Source organism: Escherichia sp. MOD1-EC6819 (assembly GCF_002965765.1).
Lineage (GTDB): Bacteria > Pseudomonadota > Gammaproteobacteria > Enterobacterales > Enterobacteriaceae > Escherichia > Escherichia ruysiae.
On record NZ_PTRG01000005.1, the window covers coordinates 22,673 to 46,654 of the forward strand.

Consider the following 23,982-nt stretch of genomic DNA (forward strand, 5'->3'; position numbering starts at 1 on the left):
GCAGATAAAAAAGTTGTTATTTTTTTTCATAACATGATCAGTGTCAGATTTTTACCCAAAGGAAAACGATGGTTTTTTTATCAGTTTTGCCGCACTTTACGCGCTTTTGCCGTAATCGCACGGGTGGATAAGCGTTTACAGTTTTCGCAAGCTCGTAAAAGCAGTACAGTGCACCGTAAGAAAATTACAAGTATACCCAGGCTTAAGTACCGGGTTAGTTAACTTAAGGAGAATGACATGGCGGTAACGCAAACAGCCCAGGCCTGTGACCTGGTCATTTTCGGCGCGAAAGGCGACCTTGCGCGTCGTAAATTGCTGCCTTCCCTGTATCAACTGGAAAAAGCCGGTCAGCTCAACCCGGACACCCGGATTATCGGCGTAGGGCGTGCTGACTGGGATAAAGCGGCATATACCAAAGTTGTCCGCGAGGCGCTCGAAACTTTCATGAAAGAAACCATTGATGAAGGTTTATGGGACACCCTGAGTGCACGTCTGGATTTTTGTAATCTCGATGTCAATGACACTGCTGCATTCAGCCGTCTCGGCGCGATGCTGGATCAAAAAAATCGTATCACCATTAACTACTTTGCCATGCCGCCCAGCACTTTTGGCGCAATTTGCAAAGGGCTTGGCGAGGCAAAACTGAATGCTAAACCGGCACGCGTAGTCATGGAGAAACCGCTGGGGACGTCGCTGGCGACCTCGCAGGAAATCAACGATCAGGTTGGCGAATACTTCGAGGAGTGCCAGGTTTACCGTATCGACCACTATCTTGGTAAAGAAACGGTGCTGAACCTGTTGGCGCTGCGTTTTGCTAACTCTCTGTTTGTAAACAACTGGGACAATCGCACCATTGATCATGTTGAGATTACGGTGGCAGAAGAAGTGGGGATCGAAGGGCGCTGGGGCTATTTTGATAAAGCCGGTCAGATGCGCGACATGATCCAGAACCACCTGCTACAAATTCTCTGCATGATTGCGATGTCTCCGCCGTCTGACCTGAGCGCAGACAGCATCCGTGATGAAAAAGTCAAAGTACTGAAGTCTCTGCGCCGCATTGATCGCTCTAACGTGCGTGAAAAGACGGTGCGTGGGCAGTACACCGCAGGTTTTGCGCAGGGCAAAAAAGTGCCGGGTTATCTGGAAGAAGAGGGCGCGAACAAAAGCAGTAACACGGAAACCTTCGTGGCGATCCGCGTCGACATCGATAACTGGCGCTGGGCTGGCGTACCGTTCTACCTGCGTACCGGTAAACGTCTGCCGACTAAATGCTCTGAAGTGGTGGTCTATTTCAAAACGCCAGAACTGAATCTGTTTAAAGAGTCGTGGCAGGATCTGCCGCAGAATAAACTGACTATCCGTCTGCAACCTGATGAAGGCGTGGATATCCAGGTACTGAATAAAGTTCCTGGCCTTGACCACAAACATAACCTGCAAATCACCAAGCTGGATCTGAGCTATTCAGAAACCTTTAATCAGACGCATCTGGCGGATGCCTATGAACGTCTGCTGCTGGAAACCATGCGTGGTATTCAGGCATTGTTTGTACGTCGCGATGAAGTGGAAGAAGCCTGGAAATGGGTAGACTCCATTACTGAGGCGTGGGCGATGGACAATGATGCGCCGAAACCGTATCAGGCCGGAACCTGGGGACCTGTTGCCTCGGTGGCGATGATTACTCGTGACGGTCGTTCCTGGAATGAGTTTGAGTAATATCTCGACTTATCCTTACGGGTTATTTTACCGGTAACATGATCTTGCACAGATTGTAGAGTAATTTTTACACTTTTGAGCCTCGTGTGGATTCACCCACGAGGCTTTTTTTATTACACTGACTGAAACGTTTCTGCCCTATGAGCTCCGGTTACAGGCGTTTCAGTCATAATTTTCCTGAATGAAACGCGTTGTGAATCATCCTGCTCTGACAACTCAATTTCAGGAGCCTTTATGAATCCACAATTGTTACGCGTAACAAATCGAATCATTGAACGTTCGCGCGAGACTCGCTCTGCATACCTCGCCCGGATCGAACAAGCGAAAACTTCGACCGTTCATCGTTCGCAGTTGGCATGTGGTAACCTGGCACACGGTTTCGCTGCCTGCCAGCCAGAAGACAAAGCCTCTCTGAAAAGCATGTTGCGTAACAATATCGCTATCATCACCTCCTACAACGACATGCTCTCTGCCCACCAGCCTTATGAACACTACCCGGAGATTATTCGTAAAGCACTGCATGAAGCCAACGCGGTCGGTCAGGTTGCTGGTGGTGTTCCGGCTATGTGCGATGGTGTAACCCAGGGGCAGGACGGCATGGAACTGTCGCTGCTAAGCCGCGAAGTGATTGCAATGTCTGCGGCGGTGGGGCTGTCTCATAATATGTTTGATGGCGCGCTGTTCCTCGGCGTGTGCGACAAGATTGTCCCTGGGCTTACGATGGCTGCTTTGTCGTTCGGTCATCTGCCTGCGGTATTTGTGCCATCAGGTCCAATGGCAAGCGGGTTGCCAAATAAAGAAAAAGTGCGTATTCGCCAGCTTTATGCCGAAGGCAAAGTGGATCGTATGGCACTGCTGGAGTCAGAAGCTGCATCTTATCATGCGCCGGGTACATGTACTTTCTACGGTACTGCCAACACCAACCAGATGGTGGTGGAGTTTATGGGGATGCAGTTGCCGGGCTCTTCTTTTGTTCATCCGGACTCCCCGTTACGTGATGCATTAACTGCAGCCGCAGCGCGCCAGGTTACACGCATGACCGGCAACGGTAATGAATGGATGCCGATCGGTAAGATGATCGACGAAAAAGTGGTGGTGAACGGCATCGTGGCACTGCTGGCGACCGGCGGCTCCACTAACCACACAATGCACCTGGTGGCGATGGCGCGTGCGGCGGGTATTCAGATTAACTGGGATGACTTCTCTGATCTTTCTGATGTCGTACCGCTGATGGCGCGTCTCTACCCGAACGGTCCGGCCGATATTAACCATTTCCAGGCAGCGGGTGGCGTACCAGTGCTGGTGCGTGAACTGCTCAAGGCGGGCCTGCTGCATGAAGATGTCAATACGGTGGCAGGCTTTGGTCTGTCTCGTTATACCCTTGAACCATGGCTGAATAATGGTGAACTGGACTGGCGGGAAGGGGCGGAAAAATCACTCGACAGCAATGTGATCGCTTCCTTCGAGCAACCTTTCTCTCATCATGGCGGGACAAAAGTGTTAAGCGGTAACCTGGGTCGTGCGGTTATGAAGACCTCTGCCGTACCGGTAGAAAACCAGGTGATTGAAGCGCCTGCGGTTGTTTTTGAAAGCCAACATGACGTTATGCCTGCCTTTGAAGCGGGTTTGCTGGATCGCGATTGTGTGGTTGTTGTCCGTCATCAGGGGCCAAAAGCGAACGGAATGCCAGAATTACATAAACTCATGCCGCCACTTGGTGTATTATTGGACCGGTGTTTCAAAATTGCGTTAGTTACTGATGGACGACTCTCCGGTGCTTCAGGTAAAGTGCCGTCAGCTATCCACGTAACACCAGAAGCCTACGATGGCGGGCTGCTGGCAAAAGTGCGCGACGGGGACATCATTCGTGTGAATGGACAGACAGGCGAACTGACGCTGCTGGTAGACGAAGCGGAACTGGCTGCTCGCGAACCGCACATTCCTGACCTGAGCGCGTCACGCGTGGGAACAGGACGTGAATTATTCAGCGCCTTGCGTGAAAAACTGTCCGGTGCCGAACAGGGCGCAACCTGTATCACTTTTTAAGATGACAAATTTGTAATCAGGCGAGAGAAAACTCTGATGAAAAACTGGAAAACAAGTGCAGAATCAATCCTGACCACCGGCCCGGTTGTACCGGTTATCGTGGTAAAAAAACTGGAACACGCGGTGCCGATGGCAAAAGCGTTGGTTGCTGGTGGGGTGCGCGTTCTGGAAGTGACTCTGCGTACCGAGTGTGCAGTTGATGCTATCCGTGCTATCGCCAAAGAAGTGCCTGAAGCGATTGTGGGTGCCGGTACAGTGCTGAATCCACAGCAACTGGCAGAAGTGACCGAAGCGGGTGCACAGTTCGCAATCAGCCCGGGTCTGACTGAGCCACTGCTGAAAGCGGCGACTGAAGGTACAATCCCTCTGATTCCAGGGATCAGCACTGTTTCTGAACTGATGCTGGGTATGGACTACGGCCTGAAAGAGTTCAAATTCTTCCCGGCTGAAGCTAACGGCGGCGTGAAAGCCCTGCAAGCGATCGCAGGTCCGTTCTCCCAGGTGCGTTTCTGCCCGACTGGTGGCATTTCTCCGGCTAACTACCGTGATTACCTGGCGCTGAAAAGCGTACTGTGCATCGGTGGTTCCTGGCTGGTTCCGGCGGATGCGCTGGAAGCGGGCGATTACGACCGTATTACTAAGCTGGCGCGTGAAGCAGTAGAAGGCGCTAAGCTGTAAGAGTCAAAATGCCCGATCGAGAATCGGGCATTTTTGAGGATGATGACAAACGCAACATTGCCTGATGCGCTATGCTTATCAGGCCTACAAGTGAATTGTAATATATTGAATTCATAAGATTTGTAGGTCAGATAAGGCGTTTACGCCGCATCTGACATAAACAAAGCGCACTTTGTCAGCAATCTGAAATGCCCGATTGTGAATCGGGCATTTTTGTAGCTTGTTTTTAACAGATTTAACCTTGCACTTTCACCTGACCGGCGGCGTGCTTCGCGCGTTTAATCGCCTCATCAATACTCTCTGCAGTAGCCAGTGCCACACCCAGACGACGGCTGCCATCAATTTCCGGCTTACCAAATAATCTAATCTGTAGACCTGCGCCTACGGCATTCTGCACATTATCAAACGTGACATTCTGACTGGTCAGTTGCGGCAGGATAACCGCAGAAGCGGCTGGACCATACTGGCGGATCCCACCAACAGGCAGTCCAAGGAACGCGCGTACATGTAGGGCAAATTCTGAGAGATCCTGAGAAATTAACGTCACCATCCCGGTGTCATGCGGGCGAGGGGAGACTTCACTGAAAATCACCTCATCACCACAGACAAACAACTCGACACCAAACAGCCCATAACCTCCCAGCGCCAGCACCACTTTACGGGCAATCTCCTGCGCACGTTCAAGGGCAAGGGGGCTCATTTGCTGCGGTTGCCAGGATTCACGGTAATCTCCATCTTCCTGACGATGGCCGACTGGCGCACAGAAATGGACACCATCCACGGCGCTGACGGTCAGTAGTGTAATTTCGAAGTCAAACTTAACCACGCCTTCAACAATCACACGACCTGCTCCAGCGCGACCACCTTGCTGGGCGTACTCCCACGCCTGAGCAAGCTGTTCGGCAGAGCGAATAAATGTCTGCCCCTTGCCGGAAGAACTCATCACCGGTTTAACAATACAGGGATAGCCAATGGCGGCAACCGCCTCGCGGAAAAGGTTTTCGCTGTCGGCAAAACGATACGTTGAAGTGGGAATTTGAAGCTCTTCTGCCGCCAGACGGCGGATGCCCTCGCGATTCATGGTTAATTTTGTCGCGCGCGCGCAGGGGACAACATTCAGTCCTTCCTCTTCAAGCTGGATCAGCATATCGGTGGCAATAGCTTCAATCTCCGGCACGATATAGTGCGGCTTTTCCAGTTCAACCACGCGGCGCAATGCATCACCATCCAGCATATTAATGACATGGGAGCGGTGTGCGACATGCATGGCTGGCGCGTCGGCATAGCGATCAACCGCAATCACCTCTACGCCGAGGCGCTGGCACTCGATTGCCACTTCTTTACCCAGTTCACCGGAACCTAATAACATCACGCGAGTTGCTGCCGGACGCAGCGCAGTGCCTAATAACGTCATAACGAATATCCCCTGATTAATTCCGCGTGAAGTATAAACGAAAACGTTTGCGTGTGTCTTTATTGCTTGATTGCTTGCGTTGATTTCTCGATTGAAAAGAAATATACTGTATAAAATTACAGTTATGATGAGAGGCTGCAAATGGCGGTTGAAATTAAATACGTAGTCATTCGTGAGGGCGAAGAGAAGATGTCGTTTACCAGCAAAAAGGAAGCCGATGCTTATGACAAAATGCTTGATACGGCGGATCTGCTCGACACCTGGCTGGCAAATTCCCCGGTCAAAATGGAAGACGAGCAACGTGAAGCTCTTTCACTGTGGCTGGCAGAACAGAAAGATGTCCTGAGTACCATCCTGAAAACAGGCAAATTACCGTCTCCGCAGGTGGTCGATAATAGCAACGATGCGGAAGATGAGACCCACGCCGCCTGAAGCAACTTGCGCTCCTGACAATTTGTACCATGCTTTCTCCTGAATCATTGTGCTATGGAGAAAAACATGAAAAAAAGAGGAGCGTTGTTGGGGCTGTTACTGCTTTCTGCCTGCGCATCAGTTTTTGCTGCAAATAACGAAACCAGCAAGTCAGTAACTTTCCCAAAGTGTGAAGGTCTGGATGCAGCCGGAATTGCCGCGAGTGTAAAACGCGATTATCAACAAAACCGCGTAGCGCGCTGGGCAGACGATCAAAAAATCGTTGGTCAGGCAGATCCGGTTGCGTGGGTTAGTTTGCAGGATATTCAGGGTAAAGATGATAAATGGTCAGTTCCGCTGACCGTGCGCGGTAAAAGTGCCGATATTCATTATCAGGTAAGCGTGGACTGTAAAGCGGGAATGGCGGAGTATCAGCGTCGTTAATGGCTATTAGTCATTGCGCATAATTCCTGGCGGATGTGGTGTAATCACCTGTCCGCCTTACAATGCATCAGACCCCGTAGGCATGATAAGGCGCGACAGCATCGCAGCAGGCAATCAGCAGCAGATAATCCCAATCAATCCTTCCTCCACATTCCCACCATAGCCGAGTTCCTTATCTGACGCGAATTTCCGTCGATGACTTCCTTTCGGTCCGTTTATTTGCGCATCTTTTGCCGCGATATACACTTTCTGACATCCTCATCCGCTATGCTACAGGCACTAAAAATGGTTATTGAGGAGCAAATATGGCTAACTGGTTAAATCAGCTGCAATCCCTGCTTGGGCAAAGCAGTTCTTCTACCTCCTCGTCTATGGAGCAGGGATTGGGCAAACTTTTAGTGCCGGGCGCATTAGGCGGGCTGGCAGGGCTGCTGGTCGCAAATAAATCAGCACGTAAACTTCTCACGAAATATGGCACCAATGCGTTGCTGGTTGGCGGCGGAGCGGTAGCGGGTACGGTGCTGTGGAACAAATACAAAGATAAAATTCGTGCGGCGCATCAGGATGAACCGCAATTCGGCACTCAAAGCACGCCGCTGGATGAGCGTACGGAACGTTTGATCCTTGCACTGGTCTTTGCCGCTAAAAGTGATGGTCATATTGATGCCAAAGAACGTGCAGCTATCGACCAGCAATTGCGTGAAGCCGGCGTGGAAGAGCAGGGGCGTGTACTCATTGAGCAGGCAATTGAACAACCGCTGGATCCGCAGCGCCTGGCGAACGGGGTTCGTAATGAAGAAGAGGCGCTGGAAATCTATTTCTTGAGCTGCGCAGCTATTGATATTGATCATTTCATGGAGCGTAGCTACCTGAATGCATTGGGCGACGCGCTGAAAATTCCCCAGGATGTTCGCGAAGGGATCGAACGCGATCTCGAACAGCAAAAGCGCACTTTGGCGGAATAATTCCGCTCTCTGGATAGCCTGACAGTGGACTATTTCGGGCTATCCAGAACCGCACAGCCATTTGAACGGACTGATTTTCTCTGTCAGCATATCATTCGATATCCACGCCATTACCTGTCATCACCTGAGCAATGACTACCCTGTTTCGCTTGCATACCGGGTGAGTTTTGCCACCCTTATAAGATGTTTCAACCAGAAAGAACAATAACATGCTACCAAAAGCCGCCCGCATTCCCCACTCCATGACGCTTCATGGCGATACGCGTATCGATAATTACTACTGGCTGCGGGACGACACGCGCTCACAGCCGGAAGTGCTGGACTATTTGCAACAAGAGAATAGCTACGGTCATCGGGTGATGGCCTCGCAACAAGCCTTGCAGGATCGCATATTAAAGGAAATCATCGACCGCATTCCGCAAAGAGAAGTCTCTGCGCCCTACATCAAAAATGGCTACCGCTACCGGCATATTTATGAACCTGGCTGTGAATATGCCATCTACCAGCGTCAATCGGCGTTCAGTGAAGAGTGGGATGAGTGGGAAACATTGCTCGATGCCAACAAGCGCGCGGCGCACAGTGAGTTTTATTCGATGGGCGGAATGGCAATTACCCCCGATAACACCATTATGGCGCTGGCGGAAGATTTCCTTTCCCGACGCCAGTACGGCATCCGTTTTCGCAATCTTGAAACGGGCAACTGGTATCCCGAATTGCTGGATAATGTCGATCCCAGCTTTGTCTGGGCGAATGATTCGTGGACTTTCTATTATGTGCGCAAGCATCCGGTGACGCTGCTGCCTTATCAGGTCTGGCGACACGCCATCGGGACTCCGGCATCGCACGATAAACTGATCTACGAAGAAAAAGACGATACCTATTACGTCAGTTTGCATAAAACGACATCGAAGCACTATGTAGTCATTCACCTGGCCAGCGCCACCACCAGTGAAGTTCGCTTGCTGGACGCGGAAATGGCCGATGCCGAGCCGTTTGTTTTTCTGCCGCGCCGCAAAGATCACGAATACAGTCTTGATCACTACCAGCATCGGTTTTATCTGCGTTCCAACCGCAACGGCAAAAACTTTGGTTTATACCGTACCCGTATGCGTGATGAACAACAATGGGAGGAGTTAATTCCGCCACGCGATAACATCATGCTGGAAGGGTTTACGCTGTTTACCGACTGGCTGGTGGTTGAAGAGCGTCAGCGCGGGTTAACCAGTTTGCGCCAAATTAACCGCAAGACACGGGAAGTCATCGGCATTGCCTTTGATGATCCGGCCTACGTGACCTGGATTGCCTACAATCCAGAACCTGAAACCGCGCGATTGCGTTACGGTTATTCCTCCATGACCACGCCAGATACTTTGTTTGAACTGGATATGGATACCGGCGAGCGCCGCGTGCTGAAACAAACTGAAGTACCCGGTTTTGATGCGGCGAATTACCGCAGTGAACACTTGTGGGTCACTGCCCGGGATGGCGTCGAAGTTCCGGTTTCGCTGGTCTATCATCGTAAGCACTTCCAGAAAGGCAACAATCCGCTGTTGGTATACGGTTATGGTTCTTACGGAGCAAGCATAGATGCCGATTTCAGTTTCAGCCGCCTGAGTTTGTTGGATCGTGGATTTGTCTACGCCATTGTCCATGTTCGCGGTGGTGGCGAGCTGGGGCATCAATGGTACGAAGACGGTAAATTCCTGAAGAAGAAAAATACGTTTAATGATTATCTTGATGCCTGCGATGCATTGTTAAAACTGGGCTATGGCTCTCCTTCGCTCTGTTATGCAATGGGAGGCAGTGCGGGGGGAATGCTGATGGGGGTCGCTATCAACGAACGCCCCGAGCTGTTCCACGGCGTTATCGCCCAGGTGCCGTTTGTTGATGTCGTAACAACGATGCTTGATGAATCAATTCCTCTGACCACTGGCGAATTTGAAGAGTGGGGGAATCCGCAAGATCCGCAATATTACGAGTACATGAAAAGCTACAGCCCGTATGACAACGTCACCGCACAGCCTTATCCGCATTTGCTGGTAACGACCGGTTTACACGATTCACAGGTGCAATACTGGGAACCGGCAAAATGGGTGGCTAAATTGCGTGAGTTGAAAACCGATGACCATCTGTTATTGCTGTGTACCGACATGGACTCAGGGCATGGCGGTAAATCGGGGCGCTTCAAATCTTACGAAGGTGTGGCGATGGAATATGCTTTTCTGGTCGCGCTGGCGCAGGGGACATTACCCGGTCAGCCAGCGGCTTAAGCATTCTCCAGGTAATGCTTCAACGTTAAACGCAATTCCGGGCTCATACTGTCGAGGTTATTAAACAACCAGCGCAGGTAGCCCGGATCGCGCTCTGCAACTTCTGATACTGCTTTACCGCGATACTTGCCAAACGTGAACGTCGTTAACAATGATGGACGTCCAGTGATATCCGCCATTTGTTCCACCGTCCAGCCGGATGTGTTCATAATATCAATAAGCAAGGCAGCGGTGATGTAACAGTCATACAGCGCACGGTGGTGATGCAAGCCTGGCGGCGTTTGTACACTGAGTTTACGCGTTTTATACAACGCCATATTGCTGTACTTGATTCCTGGCCACAAACGACGAGCCAGTTTCATCGTGCAGATCCACTCGCCAGGCATTTCAGGCAATACGCGGCGGTCAAAGCTGGCATTGTGGGCGACATACCATTCACTACCGTAGTAGTGCGGGATCACCTCTTCAATCCACGGCTTGTCGGCGACCATGGCTTCGGTAATGCGGTGAATTGCCATAGCCTGTGGGCTGATGGGACGGTCGGGGCGCACCAGGTGGCTCATGGGGTTGACGATTTTCCCATCAACAACATCAACTGAGGCAATCTCGACGATCCCTCCCTGTAAACCGCAGGTTTCTGTATCGATAATACGCAGCATGGCAAAACTCCGGGCCGAAAACGCCTAGCGTAATGGAATGATATCGCCTTGCCAACCCTGCGGTGTGCGTTGACCAACTAACAATAACGAACCGCGATCGGCGCGAACAATAAGGCTGCCATGTTCATCCCACAGTGCGCTGTTGCCCCGGGCATTAGCCATCAGTACGGCGATGGAGAACTGATGTGAGAAAAATTGTAAGTGGCGAGTAGAAGCCAATAGTTCGGGCTCACTGATGCACTGACCGGTGGTAAACAGTGAACAGGTTGGGGGCATATCAATGCCTTCAGGTTGTCCATCCACCACAGTGATGGTTTTAGAGTGTCGATCCAGACATGCTCCGTGGCTTTGATGATAAATTCCGGGCGCGTTCATCCCTGGCGCGAATACGGCAATACCACGAATAAAACGTTCATTATGTTCAACGGGGAGGCCGGTAATAATGGTCATTCTCCATGTTGTCGCGGCATAACAAAGCGGGGCTAACAGCGAAAGGTCGGGCGGGGCAGGAAGAGAGCGTCGCTTATAATCACATCCCAGTAGAGAAAGCGAGGGGAAAACTAAAAGTTCGCACTGCTGTCTGGCGGCAGCCCTCACGAACTCCAGATGATGGGCCACCTGCTCAGTGAGTGAGGCATTACGAGGCTCATATTGTGCTGCTGCGACTTTCCTGTATGTCATAATGACTTCCTTTTCACAGTGTCCGCAAATATTGATGCGTATAAGAAAATACTCACAATTTAGCAGGCGCTATGTAAGAAAGTGTAACTTAATATAAGGTTTATTTAAGTTTAGGCTCGTAAGGTAAGCGTGACAGATTTACAGAGGCAAGGCGGTGGGTAATAAGGCGCTCACGAAACCAGCTTCGCAGGTGTTCCGGTTGTTCACGTTCAACCGCCTCAGCAATTACCGGCATATTGTAACGTTCTTTAAATGCCACCCCGGCAGCCGCCAGATCGACATTAACTTTATCCATTTCAGTTTGATCCAGTTTAGCCAGATTCTTCAGCATATTGTGTCTCCTCGTTAATTGCGGGCAAAAGTTACTAAGAGTCAGCCAGGATGGCAAGCCGGAATTGATGATCCTCGACTCTATCATTAGACAAGTTTATGCTCTGTAAAAAAGTTATTACAAAAAGGAATAGATAATATGGTTTCAACTGCACGTTCTCTTCGTTACGCACTCGTATTATTTGCCGCTTCGCTGGCGCCTTCTGTCTGGGCACATGCGCATCTGACGCATCAGTATCCTGCGGCGAATGCGGAGGTTACTGCCGCCCCACAGGCCATTACGTTAAACTTCTCTGAAAGTATTGAACCCGGATTCAGCGGCGCCAAAATCATCGGTTCAAAGAATGAAGATGTTAAAACATTACCCGCGAAGCGTAATGAACAAGACAAAAACCAATTGATTGTTCCGCTTGCCGACGCCCTGAAGCCCGGAAGTTATACCGTCAACTGGCATGTTGTCTCGGTGGACGGGCATAAAACCAAAGGGCATTACACCTTTACAGTGAAATAAAACATGCTGGCGTTTACCTGGGTCGCATTGCGATTTATCCATTTTACCTCCCTGATGCTGGTCTTTGGCTTCGCGATGTATGGCGCATGGCTGGCACCAATAGCAATTCGTCGCTTGCTGACGAAACGTTTTCTGCGTTTACAACAACATGCTGCCGTCTGGAGTTTGAGCAGCGCCGCTGCGATGTTCGCCGTACAGGGCGGGTTGATGGGCGCGGGATGGTCGGATGTGGTTTCGTTGAACATTTGGCAATCAGTGTTACAAACGCAGTTTGGTGGTGTCTGGATTTGGCAAATCGTTCTCGCCCTCGTTACGCTAACCGTCGCTCTGATGCAACCAGGGAACATGCCACGTTTGTTGTTTGTGCTAACTACCGCGCAATTTATCCTGATGGCGGGAGTAGGACATGCGACGTTAAACGAAGGATTAACGGCGAAAATCCATCAGACTAATCACGCTGTACATCTGATTTGCGCGGCGGCATGGTTTGGTGGCTTGCTGCCGGTCGTCTGGTGTATGCGGTTGGTAAAAGGGCGCTGGCGACGTCAGGCCATTCATGCACTGATGCGATTCTCCTGGTGTGGACATTTTGCGGTGATTGGCGTGCTGGCAAGCGGCGTGCTTAATGCATTATTCATCACCGGATTTCCCCCAACACTTGCGACTTACTGGGGGCAGCTTTTATTTCTAAAGGTCATATTGGTGATGATTATGGTAGCCATTGCACTGGCAAATCGTTATGTTCTGGTGCCACGGATGGGGCAAGATGAAGACCGTGCGGCTCCGTGGTTTGTTTGGATGACAAAACTCGAATGGGCGATAGGTGCGGTAGTGCTGGTGATTATCAGCCTGCTTGCAACTCTCGAACCTTTTTGATGGATTACGAAAATGATGAAAAAAAGTATTCTGGCATTTGTATTGCTTACCAGTTCGGCAGCGGCGCTGGCGGCGCCACAAGTGATCACCGTTAGTCGTTTTGAAATGGGTAAAGACAAATGGGCATTTAATCGTGAAGAAGTGATGCTGACATGCCGACCGGGCAACGCGCTGTATGTCATTAACCCCAGCACCCTGGTGCAGTACCCTTTGAACGATGTCGCGCAAAAAGAAGTTACCAGCGGAAAGACCAACGCCCAGCCTATTTCAGTGATCCAGATTGATGATCCTAACAAACCAGGTGAAAAAATGAGTCTGGCACCGTTTATTGAAAGAGCTGAGAAACTCTGTTAATCATCTACAGTAAATGTTTGATTTAAAATAAAAAACCGCCTCAGTTCTTTCACCAGAACGGGCGGTTTTTAACATTTAAGACGATGACAAGCACGCTTTTTATTGACCATTTTGCACGCAAACTGGCAAACCTGGTGTCGTCATCTATTCTTAAAGGGCAAGGCAACTAAGCCTGCATTAATGCCAACTTTTAGCGCACGGCTCTCTCCCAAGAGCCATTTCCCTGGACCGAATACAGGAATCGTATTCGGTCTCTTTTTATCTATAAAGCCAGTTTGATGATTACATCACAGCTTTTACTGCACTGACTTTACCATCAACCATAACACACACTCTACTGCTTCAGTCCAGGCTTTTTTAACATTTTTGTTAAGATAATGTGATCTTTCGCGCGGGAGTAAGGAATTGATGAAACAGGCAAGACACATCTATCAGAAGATTGATGGCAGTCAGTGGCGACATATCTGGCTGGTGGGGGATATTCATGGCTGCCTGGCGCAACTGCGTAAGAAATTGTGGCACTGCCGGTTTGACCCGTGGCAAGACTTGCTGATCTCGGTTGGTGACGTTATCGATCGTGGCCCGGAGAGTTTGCGCTGCCTGCAATTACTGGAACAACGCTGGATCAGAGCGGTAAGAGGCAATCATGAGCAGATGGCGATGGATGCGTTGGATTCGCAGCAGATGTCTTTGTGGTTTATGAATGGCGGCGACTGGTTCGCAGCACTGACAGAGCGCCAATGCGAGCAGGCGAGAATAGTGCTGGAAAAGTGCAGGTCTTTACCGTGGATAATTGAATTAAGCTGTAGTAGCGGACTGCATGTCATCGCCCATGCGGATTACCCCAATGATATTTATGAGTGGCATAAGGAAGTCGATCTGCATCAGGTGTTGTGGAGTCGATCGCGATTGCGTGGGGGGCAAAAAGGGCAGGGAATTACAGGTGCCGATCATTTCTGGTTTGGGCATACGCCCTTACGGCATCGCGTGGATATCGGTAACTTGCATTATATTGATACCGGCGCCGTCTTCGGAGGTGAGTTGACTCTTGTGCAACTGCAATAATTAAAAGTCACTGTACTCCTGTGCAGGTCGCCAGAAACCATCAATAAAATCCTCAATCGGAAAACAGCCTCCGTGACGGATCCGTTGATCGTCCATTGAATAGAGGCACTGCTGTTCCGTATTGTAGACATCAACCACAATATCGTCACAGCCAGCGTCCAGATAGCAAACAAAAAGTACCAGCGCGAACATTTCATCCTCGAAGTGCGGTGCCGTACCGTTAAGTTTAGGGGAGATTTTTCAACGGGGGAAATAACCAGGATAAATAACCCGTCATGCCGACGGGTTCTTTTTGGATCAGGCAAGACGCATAATCCAGGCATCAGACTTTTGATCGTAGCGGGTACGGTAAAGGACAGAGTGTTCGCCGTTTAGCAGGGCTGGGATGCTGGTTTCGGCGTCCCAGGCATCAAGTTGCATACATAAATCCGGGTCAGATTTACAGGGGATGGTTAACGTTCGGTCACCAGGCGATTCGCCGGTTAACTCGCCGTCGTCGATTTCAAAAGCGCCTATGCGTACACTGGTTTTCATCTTCGTGCTCTCCATTTAAGTGCCGATTGTGGTACGACCAGTTCGGTCGTACCATTTTTCAGCCTAGTCAAGGCAGTCAGATTCGCCAGTCAAAAAGTGCGCTTTTTTGTGCGCGGTCAGGCTTTACCGGTAAAAAGTTTCCCGTCGCGCACCAGCTCCCGTGGGTAACTGTTTTTCAGCCGTGAACCAATACGTTTGGCTAAACCGATTGGCTGATGTTGGAAGGTGACCAGCACATCATCCGTAGTTGGCGCGGTTTGTGGGTAGACGTCGCGCCCGCGATACCACTCTTCCGCTTCCTGTGGTGTCAGTTCAAACGCGTTAGCATGGGCGACTGAAGCAAGGGCAATGACAGCTTCATGCTGCCAGCGATAACCTTTGTTATGCGTTTCAGCAAGTTTAATCCCCAGACGGGAAAATCGGACTTTACCTATCAACGCTTCAATGCCCACCGGGAATAACCAGATTTCTTTATCGCGCTGCCAGAGGCGCAGGTTTTCATCCCAGTTTAAGCCGACACTCGCAGCCGCCTGATGAATTTGTCCGGCTTCGCGATCTTTCACTACGGTAAACGGGAAATTGCCCACTTTATATTTCGGCGCAGGCAACGCGGGAATCGCCTGAGTTTTACGCAGACGAGCAACGAAAAAACCTTCGCAATCATAAATTTGTGGGAAGACGTGCAAAAAGCCTTCCTCGGTCAGCGCCTTGTCCGCGCCAGGGAATAGATCGCCCAGCGGTAAAAACTCTACTGCGTCGGGGTAAGTCTCTTTCAGCCACAGGCAAACGGCTTCGTTTTCTTCCCGGTTTAAGGTGCAGGTCGAGTAAACCAGCGTACCGCCAGGACGTAATGCATGAAAGGCACTGTCGATCAGTTCTCGCTGGGTGGCTGCGATCTCCTGATTGCTTTCTGGTGACCAGTTTTTCAGCGCATCGGGATCTTTACGCACCACGCCTTCGCCGGAGCAGGGGGCATCCAGCAAAATAGCATCGAACATTTCTGGCAATGCCGCACCAAACACGCGGCCATCAAAATGCGTGAGCGCAACATTACTGATGCCACAGCGGCTGATATTGGCGTGCAACACTTTAACCCGGCTGGCGGAAAACTCGTTGGCAAGGATCGCCCCTTCGTTATTCATCCGTGCGGCAATTTGCGTAGTTTTTGAACCCGGTGCAGCAGCGACATCCATCACCCGTTTTGGGGCGTTACCATCGGCAAACAATGCAGCAACCGGTAACATTGAACTGGCTTCCTGAATATAAAACAAGCCACTCAAATGTTCAGCGGTACTGCCCAGCGGCAATGCGTCTTCATCGTCACGTTCGATCCAGAAACCGTCTTCACACCACGGGATCGGCGTTAGCGTCCAGCCATAAGGAGCGGTTAATTGCCGGAAATCTGCAACGGAGATTTTCAGCGTATTAACGCGAATGCTACGGCGCAACGGGCGCTGACAGGCGGCGAGAAAATCATCAAAAGAGAGCGTCGAAGGCATTGCTTCACGCATTTGCGTCAGAAAGGCGTCCGGGAAATAAACGGTATGTTGGGCCACGAGCATGTACCACTGGCAAAAAAACAGGCGCGCAGTTTAGCATAAACGCTCCGGCGCAGGTACGCCGGAGCAGTGCGCATTATTTGGGTAGCGCGGTTCCCCACTCACGCCACTCTTTCGGTTCGCTTTCCAGCAACAAGAAGTGTTTGCCTTCCTGGGCTTTCGGTGCCAGCGGAGTACCAGGCGGAGTGGCAAAGGCGATCCCGCCACGGATAAACTGGTTAAATGTACCGGTTTTCACTACGCCGCCCGTAAGACCAAAGTCCAGACTGTAGCCCGATGCCAACCAGAAGACGGAATTGTTCCGCACCAGGTGCTGGTAGCGTTTACTGATGCGCATCGCAATCATCACCCGATCCGATAGTGTACCCAGCGTCATTCCAGTGACCGTACCCACTTCCAGACCACGGAATAGTACCGGTGTACCGATGCCTAACGATCCGGCTTCTGGCGCTTCAACAATAATGCTTAAGCCATCCAGGTAACGAGAGTCGGTAATGGTAGCCTCCTGTAATTCAAAGTCGCGGCGAGGATTTCCACGACCGGGTTCGACATTGATATACGGCTGGAGGATGGTATCAAGGTGCTCAACGCCGGCTGCCGAAATCTGCGGTGTGACCACCGAAAAGCGTGTACCACCGCGAGCGAAAGTCTGGACATATTCCGGATAGAGCACCGCTTTTGCCTGTACTTCATTACGTGCGGTTATCAGATCCAGCGTCTGGATTTGCCCGATATCAATACCGAGGTAGCGAATTGGCATACCGACCGCCAGTTTTCCGGCATCAAAAGCGTGGAGCGTAATCTGTCCGCCGACCGCACGAGCCGCCGTTTCTGATGCATAAAGAATACGCTTATCACCTTTACGCTGGCTGGCGCTGGCGCCGCTGAGGTTATCGAAGCTGATAGCACCCTTTAACGCCCGTGAAAGTGGCGAAGCCTGTACGGTCAGGCCGCTACCATTAAGCTGAACTTTCGCCCCGCCTTCTGCCCAGAACACGCTGTTGTTGGTCAGAAGGTTGCGATATTCCGGCTTAATATGCAGATCGATATCAAAGGCGTTAGCCCGTGGGCGCACGGTGATGACTTCGCCAACCTCAAACTTACGGTACAGCACTACCGATCCCGCCTGCACGTCTGGTAATGTTTCTGCACTCAAACTCACGGTCGTGGTGGGCAAATCGCTAAGGCTGTTTTCCAGGGCTTTTTCCAGATTGGCATACAGCGGATAGCTGGCTTTCATCTCGCCTTTATCGCCCGGCAGAATACGTATCCCTCCGTTGATCCATTCAGAGGCGCTGGCACCGAGAAACTCGACGCCGTCTAGTCCCACTTTTACGTCCACACGGCTGTTGACGACGAATTTGCTGTCGCCTTTTACCAGCTCGCGATGCTGTGGTTCAATGGCGATGGTAAAGGTGACGCCTTTGCTGGTGAGTTTACGTTCAATTACCTGACCGACCTGCACACCATGCAGAATGAGTGGCTGACCGGCATCAATACCGTAACTTTCCGGCGCGGTCAGGGTCAGCGTCAGAACATCAGGTTCATGCAGCAGGGCTTTCTCGCCAGGCACAACGACAAACTCCTTGCGTGGCTCACCATCGCCCGGCACCAGTTCGAAGGTTTTGCCCGTGAGCAGGGCGCTGAGATTCGCATCGCTGAGGGATAATTTCGGGTTGCGTAATTCGATGCGGGTATTTTCCCGTAACAGCGTTACGACGCTGGGATCTACGGTCATTTCTCCGGTGACTTTGCCGCCTGGGTTTAAATCCAGTTTCGTCAGTTGTCCGACTTCCAGACCCTGATACATTAACGGTGTTGAGTCGGCGGTTAATCCGGCACCGCTCGGCAGTTCCAGTTTTATGATTACCCCACGCTGGCTGTGGGCGAGATCTTCATACAAACCAAAGGTATCTTCCGCTTCGGCGGGTTTCGACTCTTCCGGCGAATCGAAGGCAATCGCACCGTTAACCAGCGCAGCCAGACTTTCCAGTTTCACTTTCGCGCCACTGATACTGACATTGGCATCAACGCCAGAAACGTTCCAGAAGCGACTCCCTTTTTTCACCAGATCGGTAAAACGCCGCTCAATCAGGACATCAATCACCACGCCCTGGTTATTGGGATTGATCGCATAGTCGTAGACACGTCCCACCGGGATCTTGCGAAAATAGACCAGCGAACCACTATTCAGAGAACCAAGATCGGGAGCCTGTAGGTGGATCATTAGATCACCATTATCCAGCCGATATTTCGGTTGGGTATCGAGGGCGACAAAGTGATCCTGCTCTTTGCCTTTGCCTGGCATCATGCCGATATAGTTACCCCCAACCAGTGCATCCAGTCCGGAAACACCTGCTAGAGAGGCTTTTGGCGTCACCAGCCAGAACTGCGTCTCTTCGCGCAGCGCATCTTTCATATCGGACTTGATGCTGACCCTGACTTCAATCTTACGAAGATCATCGCTAAGGCTGACATCCTGAACGGTTCCGACTTCAACACCCTGATAACGAACAGGTGTGCGGCCAGGGACAATGCCATCCGCCGACATAAAGTCGATGGTGACGGTGTTCCCCCGATCCTGATAACTGTCCCAAATCAGCCAACCGGCAATCATTAGCGCGATGAACGGCAGCAGCCAGAAAGGTGAGATACGGCGTTTAGTTTTAATCTGCGCTTCAGTCGTCGAAGCGGGCGTTTCCTGACTCATGTGCATCCCAAAGTAAGCGGCTGTCCAGCCATTCCACTGCAAGAATAGTTAAAATAACCGCTGCGCCGAAATAAAACGCAGCCGGTCCCATAGTAAAAGCGAGGATCTGATCGCGATTGATCAGCGACATAGTTAAAGAAATGACAAACAGATCGAGCATCGACCAGCGACCAATCCAGGTCACCATTCGCAGTAACAGTATTCGCGTGCGTAATCCTTGTTGGCATTTAAAATGAATGCTCAATAATAAAGTGAACATCACAATCACTTTGGTAAACGGCACCAGAATACTGGCGATAAACACAATTCCGGCGACCGCAATGTTGCTGTTTGCCAGCGACATGATGCCGGAAAGAATCGTATCTTCTTGTCGTCCACCGTTCAGATAAATGATCGAGATAGGCAACAGGTTAGCTGGTAACAACAAGACGACTGAAGCCAACAACGCCGCCCAACATTTTTGAAGACTATGATGACGACGCAGGCGAAGCGGGATATGGCAGCGGGGGCAGCGACCGCGCGGATCAGGATAGCCGGTAAAGTGACACCCCAGGCAAACACGTAGTTTCGCGTCCCTGCGCGTGGCAGGGCGTTCAGGATAAAATCGCTCCCACAGCTGTTCAACATTAAGATGTGACAACGTCACCGTCGTTAAAATCACCAACGCTACAAAAGAGAATAAGCCGACACCCGCCTGGATATGGGCATAATCCTGTACCTTTATAGAAGCAACACCAATGCCGACCAGGTAGATATCCAGCATCACCCACTCTTTCAGTCGCTCAAGCATCAGCAGTACCGGGCGTAAGTTCATCCCCAGTCGGTTGCCAAACCACAAATAAGCAATAGATGTGACGAGGATAAGTGGGGCGCCGATAACGCAGAAAAAGACCATCGCCCCCGTTATCGCATCGCCCTGTTTGGTCATTTGCCAGATGCCTTGCATGACGTTGGCGTCAATACGAATACCTAACAGCCAGATATGCAACAGTGGTTCGCCCCAGGCAAATGGCATCAGCAATAGCATGGTGAACGCCATTGCCGCCAGGCGCGTTAGCGACCAGTCACGCCCGTCACGAATTTTGGCCTGACAGCGCGGACAATAGGCACTTTGATGAGAATTTATCTCGGGCAGGCTAAACAGCATGTCACATTGCGGGCAACGTTGATAATCACCACGCGGCAGTTCCTTGCCGATTGAGCTCACTGTTATCTTTTTTGTTGGCGTAATTTGCGGGGTGTTAAGTGCCATGACGTGCCAAATGTAATAAGAATTAACATTAATCTTAACCCATGATGGGAATGATCTTGAGCATTAACGCATTTAATGCTTATTTTAATAGGCTGGCAGTTCCAGGTAAGACAACCAAGTGATTATATAATGAACAAAACAGAATTTTACGCGGATTTAAATCGCGACTTTAACGCGCTGATGGCGGGAGAGACCAGTTTTCTGGCAACGCTGGCAAACACCAGCGCGTTGTTATACGAACGTCTGGCAGACGTAAACTGGGCCGGTTTTTATTTGCTTGAGGACGATACGCTGGTGCTCGGACCATTTCAGGGCAAAATTGCCTGTGTACGGATCCCCGTCGGGCGCGGCGTGTGCGGCACTGCGGTTGCCCGCAATCAAGTACAACGAATCGAGGATGTTCACGCCTTTGATGGGCATATTGCCTGTGATGCGGCGAGTAATTCTGAAATTGTCCTGCCGCTGGTGGTGAAAAATCAGATTATTGGTGTTCTCGACATCGACAGTACCGTCTTCGGTCGCTTTACAGACGAGGACGAGCAAGGCTTACGTCAGCTTGTGGCACAGCTTGAAAAGGTGCTTGCAATGACGGATTACAAAAAATTCTTTGCGAGCGTCGCAGGATAATCAACGGATAACGTAGCATTTACTGATGGCGTCATTATAATGACGCCTGTTCATGCCTGCGCTTGTTGGCTACGTCCGTTGTAATCAGGAAATTTCATGGAAAATCAACCTAAGTTGAATAGCAGTAAAGAAGTAATCGCGTTTCTGGCCGAACGTTTTCCCCACTGTTTCAGTGCGGAAGGTGAAGCGCGTCCGCTGAAAATCGGTATTTTTCAGGATTTGGTCGATCGTGTTGCCGGGGAAATGAATCTGAGCAAAACGCAACTGCGATCCGCTTTACGTCTCTACACTTCGAGCTGGCGTTACCTTTACGGTGTTAAACCCGGCGCAACGCGTGTCGATCTTGACGGCAACCCATGCGGTGAGCTGGACGAGCAGCATGTAGAACATGCTCGCAAACAGCTTGAAGAAGCGAAAGCACGCGTTCAGGCTCAGCGCGCTGAACAGCAAGCGAAAAAACGCGAAGCTGCCGCAGCTGCTGGTGAGAAAGAAGATGCACCACGCCGCGAACGTAAACCACGTCCTGCCGCGCAACGCCGTAAAGAAGGCGCCGAGCGCAAACCTCGCGCGCAAAAACCGGCTGAGAAAGCGCCAAAAACAGTAAAAGCACCTCGCGAAGAACAGCATACCCCGGTTTCTGACATTTCAGCTCTGACTGTCGGACAAGCCCTGAAGGTGAAAGCTGGTCAAAACGCGATGGATGCCACCGTATTAGAAATCACCAAAGACGGCGTCCGCGTCCAACTGAATTCGGGTATGTCTTTGATTGTGCGCGCAGAACACCTGGTGTTCTGAAACGGAGGCCGGGCCAGGCATGAACATGTTTTTTAGGCTTACCGCGTTAGCTGGCCTGCTTGCAATAGCAGGCCAGACCTTCGCAGTAGAAGATATTACGCGTGCTGATCAAATTCCGGTATTAAAGGAAGAGACGCAGCATGCGACTGTGAGTGAGCGCGTAACGTCGCGCTTCACCCGTTCCCATTATCGTCAGTTCGATCTCGATCAGGCGTTCTCGGCCAAAATCTTTGACCGCTACCTGAACTTGCTTGATTACAGCCACAATGTGCTGCTGGCAAGCGATGTCGAACAATTTGCGAAAAAGAAAACCGAGTTGGGCGATGAACTTCGCACCGGCAAACTTGACGTTTTCTACGATCTCTACAATCTGGCGCAAAAACGCCGCTTCGAACGTTACCAGTATGCGTTGTCTGTACTGGAAAAGCCGATGGATTTTACCGGCAACGATTCCTATAACCTGGATCGCAGCAAAGCACCCTGGCCGAAAAACGAGGCCGAGTTAAACGCGCTGTGGGACAGTAAAGTTAAATTCGACGAGTTAAGCCTGAAGCTGGCAGGAAAAACGGATAAAGAAATTCGTGAAACCCTGACTCGCCGCTACAAATTTGCTATTCGTCGTCTGGCGCAAACCAACAGCGAAGATGTTTTCTCGCTGGCAATGACGGCGTTTGCACGCGAAATCGACCCACATACCAACTACCTTTCTCCGCGCAATACCGAACAGTTCAATACTGAAATGAGTTTGTCGCTGGAAGGTATTGGCGCAGTACTGCAAATGGATGATGACTACACCGTTATCAATTCAATGGTGGCGGGTGGGCCAGCAGCGAAGAGTAAAGCTATCAGCGTTGGTGACAAAATTGTCGGTGTCGGACAAACCGGTAAACCGATGGTTGACGTGATCGGCTGGCGTCTTGATGATGTCGTTGCCTTAATCAAAGGGCCGAAAGGCAGTAAGGTTCGTCTGGAAATTCTGCCTGCGGGTAAAGGGACCAAGACCCGGACAGTAACGCTGACGCGTGAACGTATTCGTCTGGAAGACCGTGCAGTTAAAATGTCTGTGAAGACTGTCGGTAAAGAAAAAGTCGGTGTGCTGGATATTCCGGGCTTCTATGTTGGCTTGACGGACGATGTCAAAGTTCAACTGCAGAAACTGGAAAAACAAAATGTCAGCAGTGTCATTATCGACCTACGTAGCAACGGCGGGGGGGCGCTGACTGAAGCGGTATCGCTCTCTGGGCTGTTTATTCCATCAGGTCCGATTGTGCAGGTTCGTGATAACAACGGCAAGGTTCGCGAAGATAGCGATAACGACGGTCAGGTTTTCTATAAAGGCCCGTTAGTGGTGCTGGTTGACCGTTTCAGTGCTTCGGCTTCGGAAATCTTTGCTGCTGCCATGCAGGATTACGGTCGTGCGCTGGTTGTGGGTGAACCGACATTTGGTAAAGGCACAGTCCAGCAGTATCGTTCTCTGAACCGTATCTACGATCAGATGTTACGTCCTGAATGGCCGGCGTTGGGTTCAGTACAGTACACAATCCAGAAATTCTATCGCGTTAACGGCGGCAGTACGCAACGTAAAGGCGTAACGCCAGATATCATCATGCCTACGGGCAATGAAGAGACGGAAACCGGTGAGAAATTCGAAGATAACGCGCTACCATGGGATAGCATTGACGCTGCAACCTATGTGAAATCTGGAGACTTAACGGCGTTTGAACCGGAGTTGCTGAAGGAACATAATGCGCGTATCGCGAAGGATCCTGAGTTCCAGAACATCATGAAGGATATCGCTCGCTTCAACGCCATGAAGGACAAACGCAACATCGTTTCTCTGAATTACGCTGTGCGTGAAAAAGAGAATAACGAAGATGATGCGACGCGTCTGGCGCGGTTGAACGATCGCTTTAAACGCGAAGGAAAACCGGAGTTGAAGAAACTGGACGATCTGCCAAAAGATTACAAGGAGCCAGATCCGTATCTGGATGAAACAGTGAACATCGCGCTTGATTTGGCGCGTCTGGAAAAAGCCAGACCTGCGGAACAGCCCGCCCCCGTCAAGTAACATCAATCAGGCACAAGAAA

23 protein-coding genes are annotated in these 23,982 nt (G+C 50.8%); 14 read left to right on the forward strand and 9 right to left on the reverse strand.

The window, feature by feature from the left end:
• Positions 1-237: 237 nt before the first annotated feature.
• The 3 genes from zwf to kdgA all read left to right on the forward strand — a co-directional run bounded on the left by zwf (position 238) and on the right by kdgA (position 4,437).
• Entirely contained in the window at positions 238-1,713 is a 1,476-nt protein-coding gene (zwf, locus tag A7Z06_RS08045) for a glucose-6-phosphate dehydrogenase (RefSeq protein ID WP_000301727.1), read from the forward strand.
• A 234-nt stretch (positions 1,714-1,947) separates the two neighbouring features.
• Entirely contained in the window at positions 1,948-3,759 is a 1,812-nt protein-coding gene (gene edd, locus A7Z06_RS08050; RefSeq protein ID WP_001069467.1) for a phosphogluconate dehydratase, read from the forward strand.
• A 36-nt stretch (positions 3,760-3,795) separates the two neighbouring features.
• A complete protein-coding gene (gene kdgA, locus A7Z06_RS08055; RefSeq protein ID WP_000800512.1) occupies positions 3,796-4,437 on the forward strand; it encodes a bifunctional 4-hydroxy-2-oxoglutarate aldolase/2-dehydro-3-deoxy-phosphogluconate aldolase in 642 nt (213 codons plus the stop codon).
• Between the two features lie 235 nt (positions 4,438-4,672).
• Here the strand turns inward: kdgA and purT are convergent, their stop codons facing one another.
• Entirely contained in the window at positions 4,673-5,851 is a 1,179-nt protein-coding gene (purT, locus tag A7Z06_RS08060) for a formate-dependent phosphoribosylglycinamide formyltransferase (protein WP_000173457.1), read from the reverse strand.
• A gap of 141 nt (positions 5,852-5,992) precedes the next feature.
• On the opposite strand from purT, the gene yebG reads away from it, so the two are divergent.
• From yebG to ptrB, 4 genes are all read left to right on the forward strand, one after another.
• Positions 5,993-6,283: a DNA damage-inducible protein YebG gene (gene yebG, locus A7Z06_RS08065; RefSeq protein WP_000257576.1), complete on the forward strand. Its 291-nt coding sequence runs from the start codon at positions 5,993-5,995 to the stop codon at positions 6,281-6,283.
• Positions 6,284-6,349: 66 nt separating this feature from the next.
• Entirely contained in the window at positions 6,350-6,706 is a 357-nt protein-coding gene (yebF, locus tag A7Z06_RS08070) for a protein YebF (protein WP_010345796.1), read from the forward strand.
• A 305-nt stretch (positions 6,707-7,011) separates the two neighbouring features.
• Positions 7,012-7,671 (forward strand): tellurite resistance TerB family protein, encoded by a 660-nt coding sequence (locus A7Z06_RS08075; RefSeq protein ID WP_000024758.1) that lies wholly within the window; start codon positions 7,012-7,014, stop codon positions 7,669-7,671.
• A gap of 209 nt (positions 7,672-7,880) precedes the next feature.
• Positions 7,881-9,941 (forward strand): oligopeptidase B, encoded by a 2,061-nt coding sequence (gene ptrB, locus A7Z06_RS08080; protein WP_000936983.1) that lies wholly within the window; start codon positions 7,881-7,883, stop codon positions 9,939-9,941.
• Here the strand turns inward: ptrB and exoX are convergent.
• The 3 genes from exoX to holE form a co-directional block, all read right to left on the reverse strand.
• Entirely contained in the window at positions 9,938-10,600 is a 663-nt protein-coding gene (exoX, locus tag A7Z06_RS08085) for an exodeoxyribonuclease X (RefSeq protein WP_000944292.1), read from the reverse strand. The genes ptrB and exoX overlap by 4 nt on opposite strands.
• 24 nt (positions 10,601-10,624) lie before the next feature.
• Positions 10,625-11,281: a carbon-nitrogen hydrolase family protein YobB gene (gene yobB / locus A7Z06_RS08090; protein WP_000222246.1), complete on the reverse strand. Its 657-nt coding sequence runs from the start codon at positions 11,279-11,281 to the stop codon at positions 10,625-10,627.
• A gap of 100 nt (positions 11,282-11,381) precedes the next feature.
• Positions 11,382-11,612 (reverse strand): DNA polymerase III subunit theta, encoded by a 231-nt coding sequence (gene holE / locus A7Z06_RS08095; RefSeq protein WP_000916765.1) that lies wholly within the window; start codon positions 11,610-11,612, stop codon positions 11,382-11,384.
• Positions 11,613-11,750: 138 nt separating this feature from the next.
• Between holE and yobA the strand changes: the two genes are divergently transcribed.
• The 4 genes from yobA (at position 11,751) to pphA (ending at position 14,417) form a co-directional block, all read left to right on the forward strand.
• The gene (gene yobA / locus A7Z06_RS08100) at positions 11,751-12,122 is read left to right on the forward strand and encodes a CopC domain-containing protein YobA (RefSeq protein WP_000255068.1); all 372 of its coding nucleotides are present in this window, start codon (positions 11,751-11,753) and stop codon (positions 12,120-12,122) included.
• A 3-nt stretch (positions 12,123-12,125) separates the two neighbouring features.
• Entirely contained in the window at positions 12,126-12,998 is an 873-nt protein-coding gene (copD, locus tag A7Z06_RS08105; protein ID WP_000879337.1) for a copper homeostasis membrane protein CopD, read from the forward strand.
• A 12-nt stretch (positions 12,999-13,010) separates the two neighbouring features.
• A complete protein-coding gene (locus A7Z06_RS08110) occupies positions 13,011-13,352 on the forward strand; it encodes a YebY family protein (RefSeq protein ID WP_000976489.1) in 342 nt (113 codons plus the stop codon).
• A gap of 408 nt (positions 13,353-13,760) precedes the next feature.
• A complete protein-coding gene (gene pphA, locus A7Z06_RS08115) occupies positions 13,761-14,417 on the forward strand; it encodes a protein-serine/threonine phosphatase (protein ID WP_000806431.1) in 657 nt (218 codons plus the stop codon).
• Here pphA and A7Z06_RS08120 read toward each other — a convergent pair whose 3' ends face one another.
• The 5 genes from A7Z06_RS08120 to yebS form a co-directional block, all read right to left on the reverse strand.
• A complete protein-coding gene (locus tag A7Z06_RS08120) occupies positions 14,418-14,609 on the reverse strand; it encodes a YebW family protein (RefSeq protein WP_000457831.1) in 192 nt (63 codons plus the stop codon).
• 105 nt (positions 14,610-14,714) lie between these two features.
• Positions 14,715-14,951, reverse strand: a complete 237-nt coding sequence (locus A7Z06_RS08125) for a DUF1480 family protein (protein ID WP_010345804.1) — start codon at positions 14,949-14,951, stop codon at positions 14,715-14,717.
• Positions 14,952-15,067: 116 nt separating this feature from the next.
• Positions 15,068-16,507, reverse strand: a complete 1,440-nt coding sequence (rsmF, locus tag A7Z06_RS08130) for a 16S rRNA (cytosine(1407)-C(5))-methyltransferase RsmF (protein WP_024212375.1) — start codon at positions 16,505-16,507, stop codon at positions 15,068-15,070.
• A gap of 79 nt (positions 16,508-16,586) precedes the next feature.
• Complete coding sequence (gene yebT, locus A7Z06_RS08135; protein WP_000076945.1) at positions 16,587-19,220, reverse strand: lipid-binding membrane homeostasis protein YebT; 2,634 nt, start codon at positions 19,218-19,220, stop codon at positions 16,587-16,589.
• On the reverse strand, positions 19,189-20,472 hold the full coding sequence (yebS, locus tag A7Z06_RS08140) for a membrane integrity lipid transport subunit YebS (RefSeq protein ID WP_001207287.1): 1,284 nt from the start codon (positions 20,470-20,472) through the stop codon (positions 19,189-19,191). The genes yebT and yebS overlap by 32 nt, the downstream gene beginning before the upstream one ends.
• A 129-nt stretch (positions 20,473-20,601) precedes the next feature.
• On the opposite strand from yebS, the gene msrC reads away from it, so the two are divergent.
• The 3 genes from msrC (at position 20,602) to prc (ending at position 23,962) form a co-directional block, all read left to right on the forward strand.
• Positions 20,602-21,099 carry an L-methionine (R)-S-oxide reductase gene (gene msrC, locus A7Z06_RS08145; RefSeq protein WP_001043872.1) on the forward strand — a complete coding sequence of 166 codons (498 nt, stop codon included), beginning with the start codon at positions 20,602-20,604 and terminating at the stop codon, positions 21,097-21,099.
• 96 nt (positions 21,100-21,195) lie between these two features.
• Positions 21,196-21,894 (forward strand): RNA chaperone ProQ, encoded by a 699-nt coding sequence (gene proQ / locus A7Z06_RS08150; protein ID WP_000431365.1) that lies wholly within the window; start codon positions 21,196-21,198, stop codon positions 21,892-21,894.
• 19 nt (positions 21,895-21,913) lie between these two features.
• Entirely contained in the window at positions 21,914-23,962 is a 2,049-nt protein-coding gene (prc, locus tag A7Z06_RS08155; RefSeq protein ID WP_032225363.1) for a carboxy terminal-processing peptidase, read from the forward strand.
• Positions 23,963-23,982 lie beyond the last annotated feature (20 nt).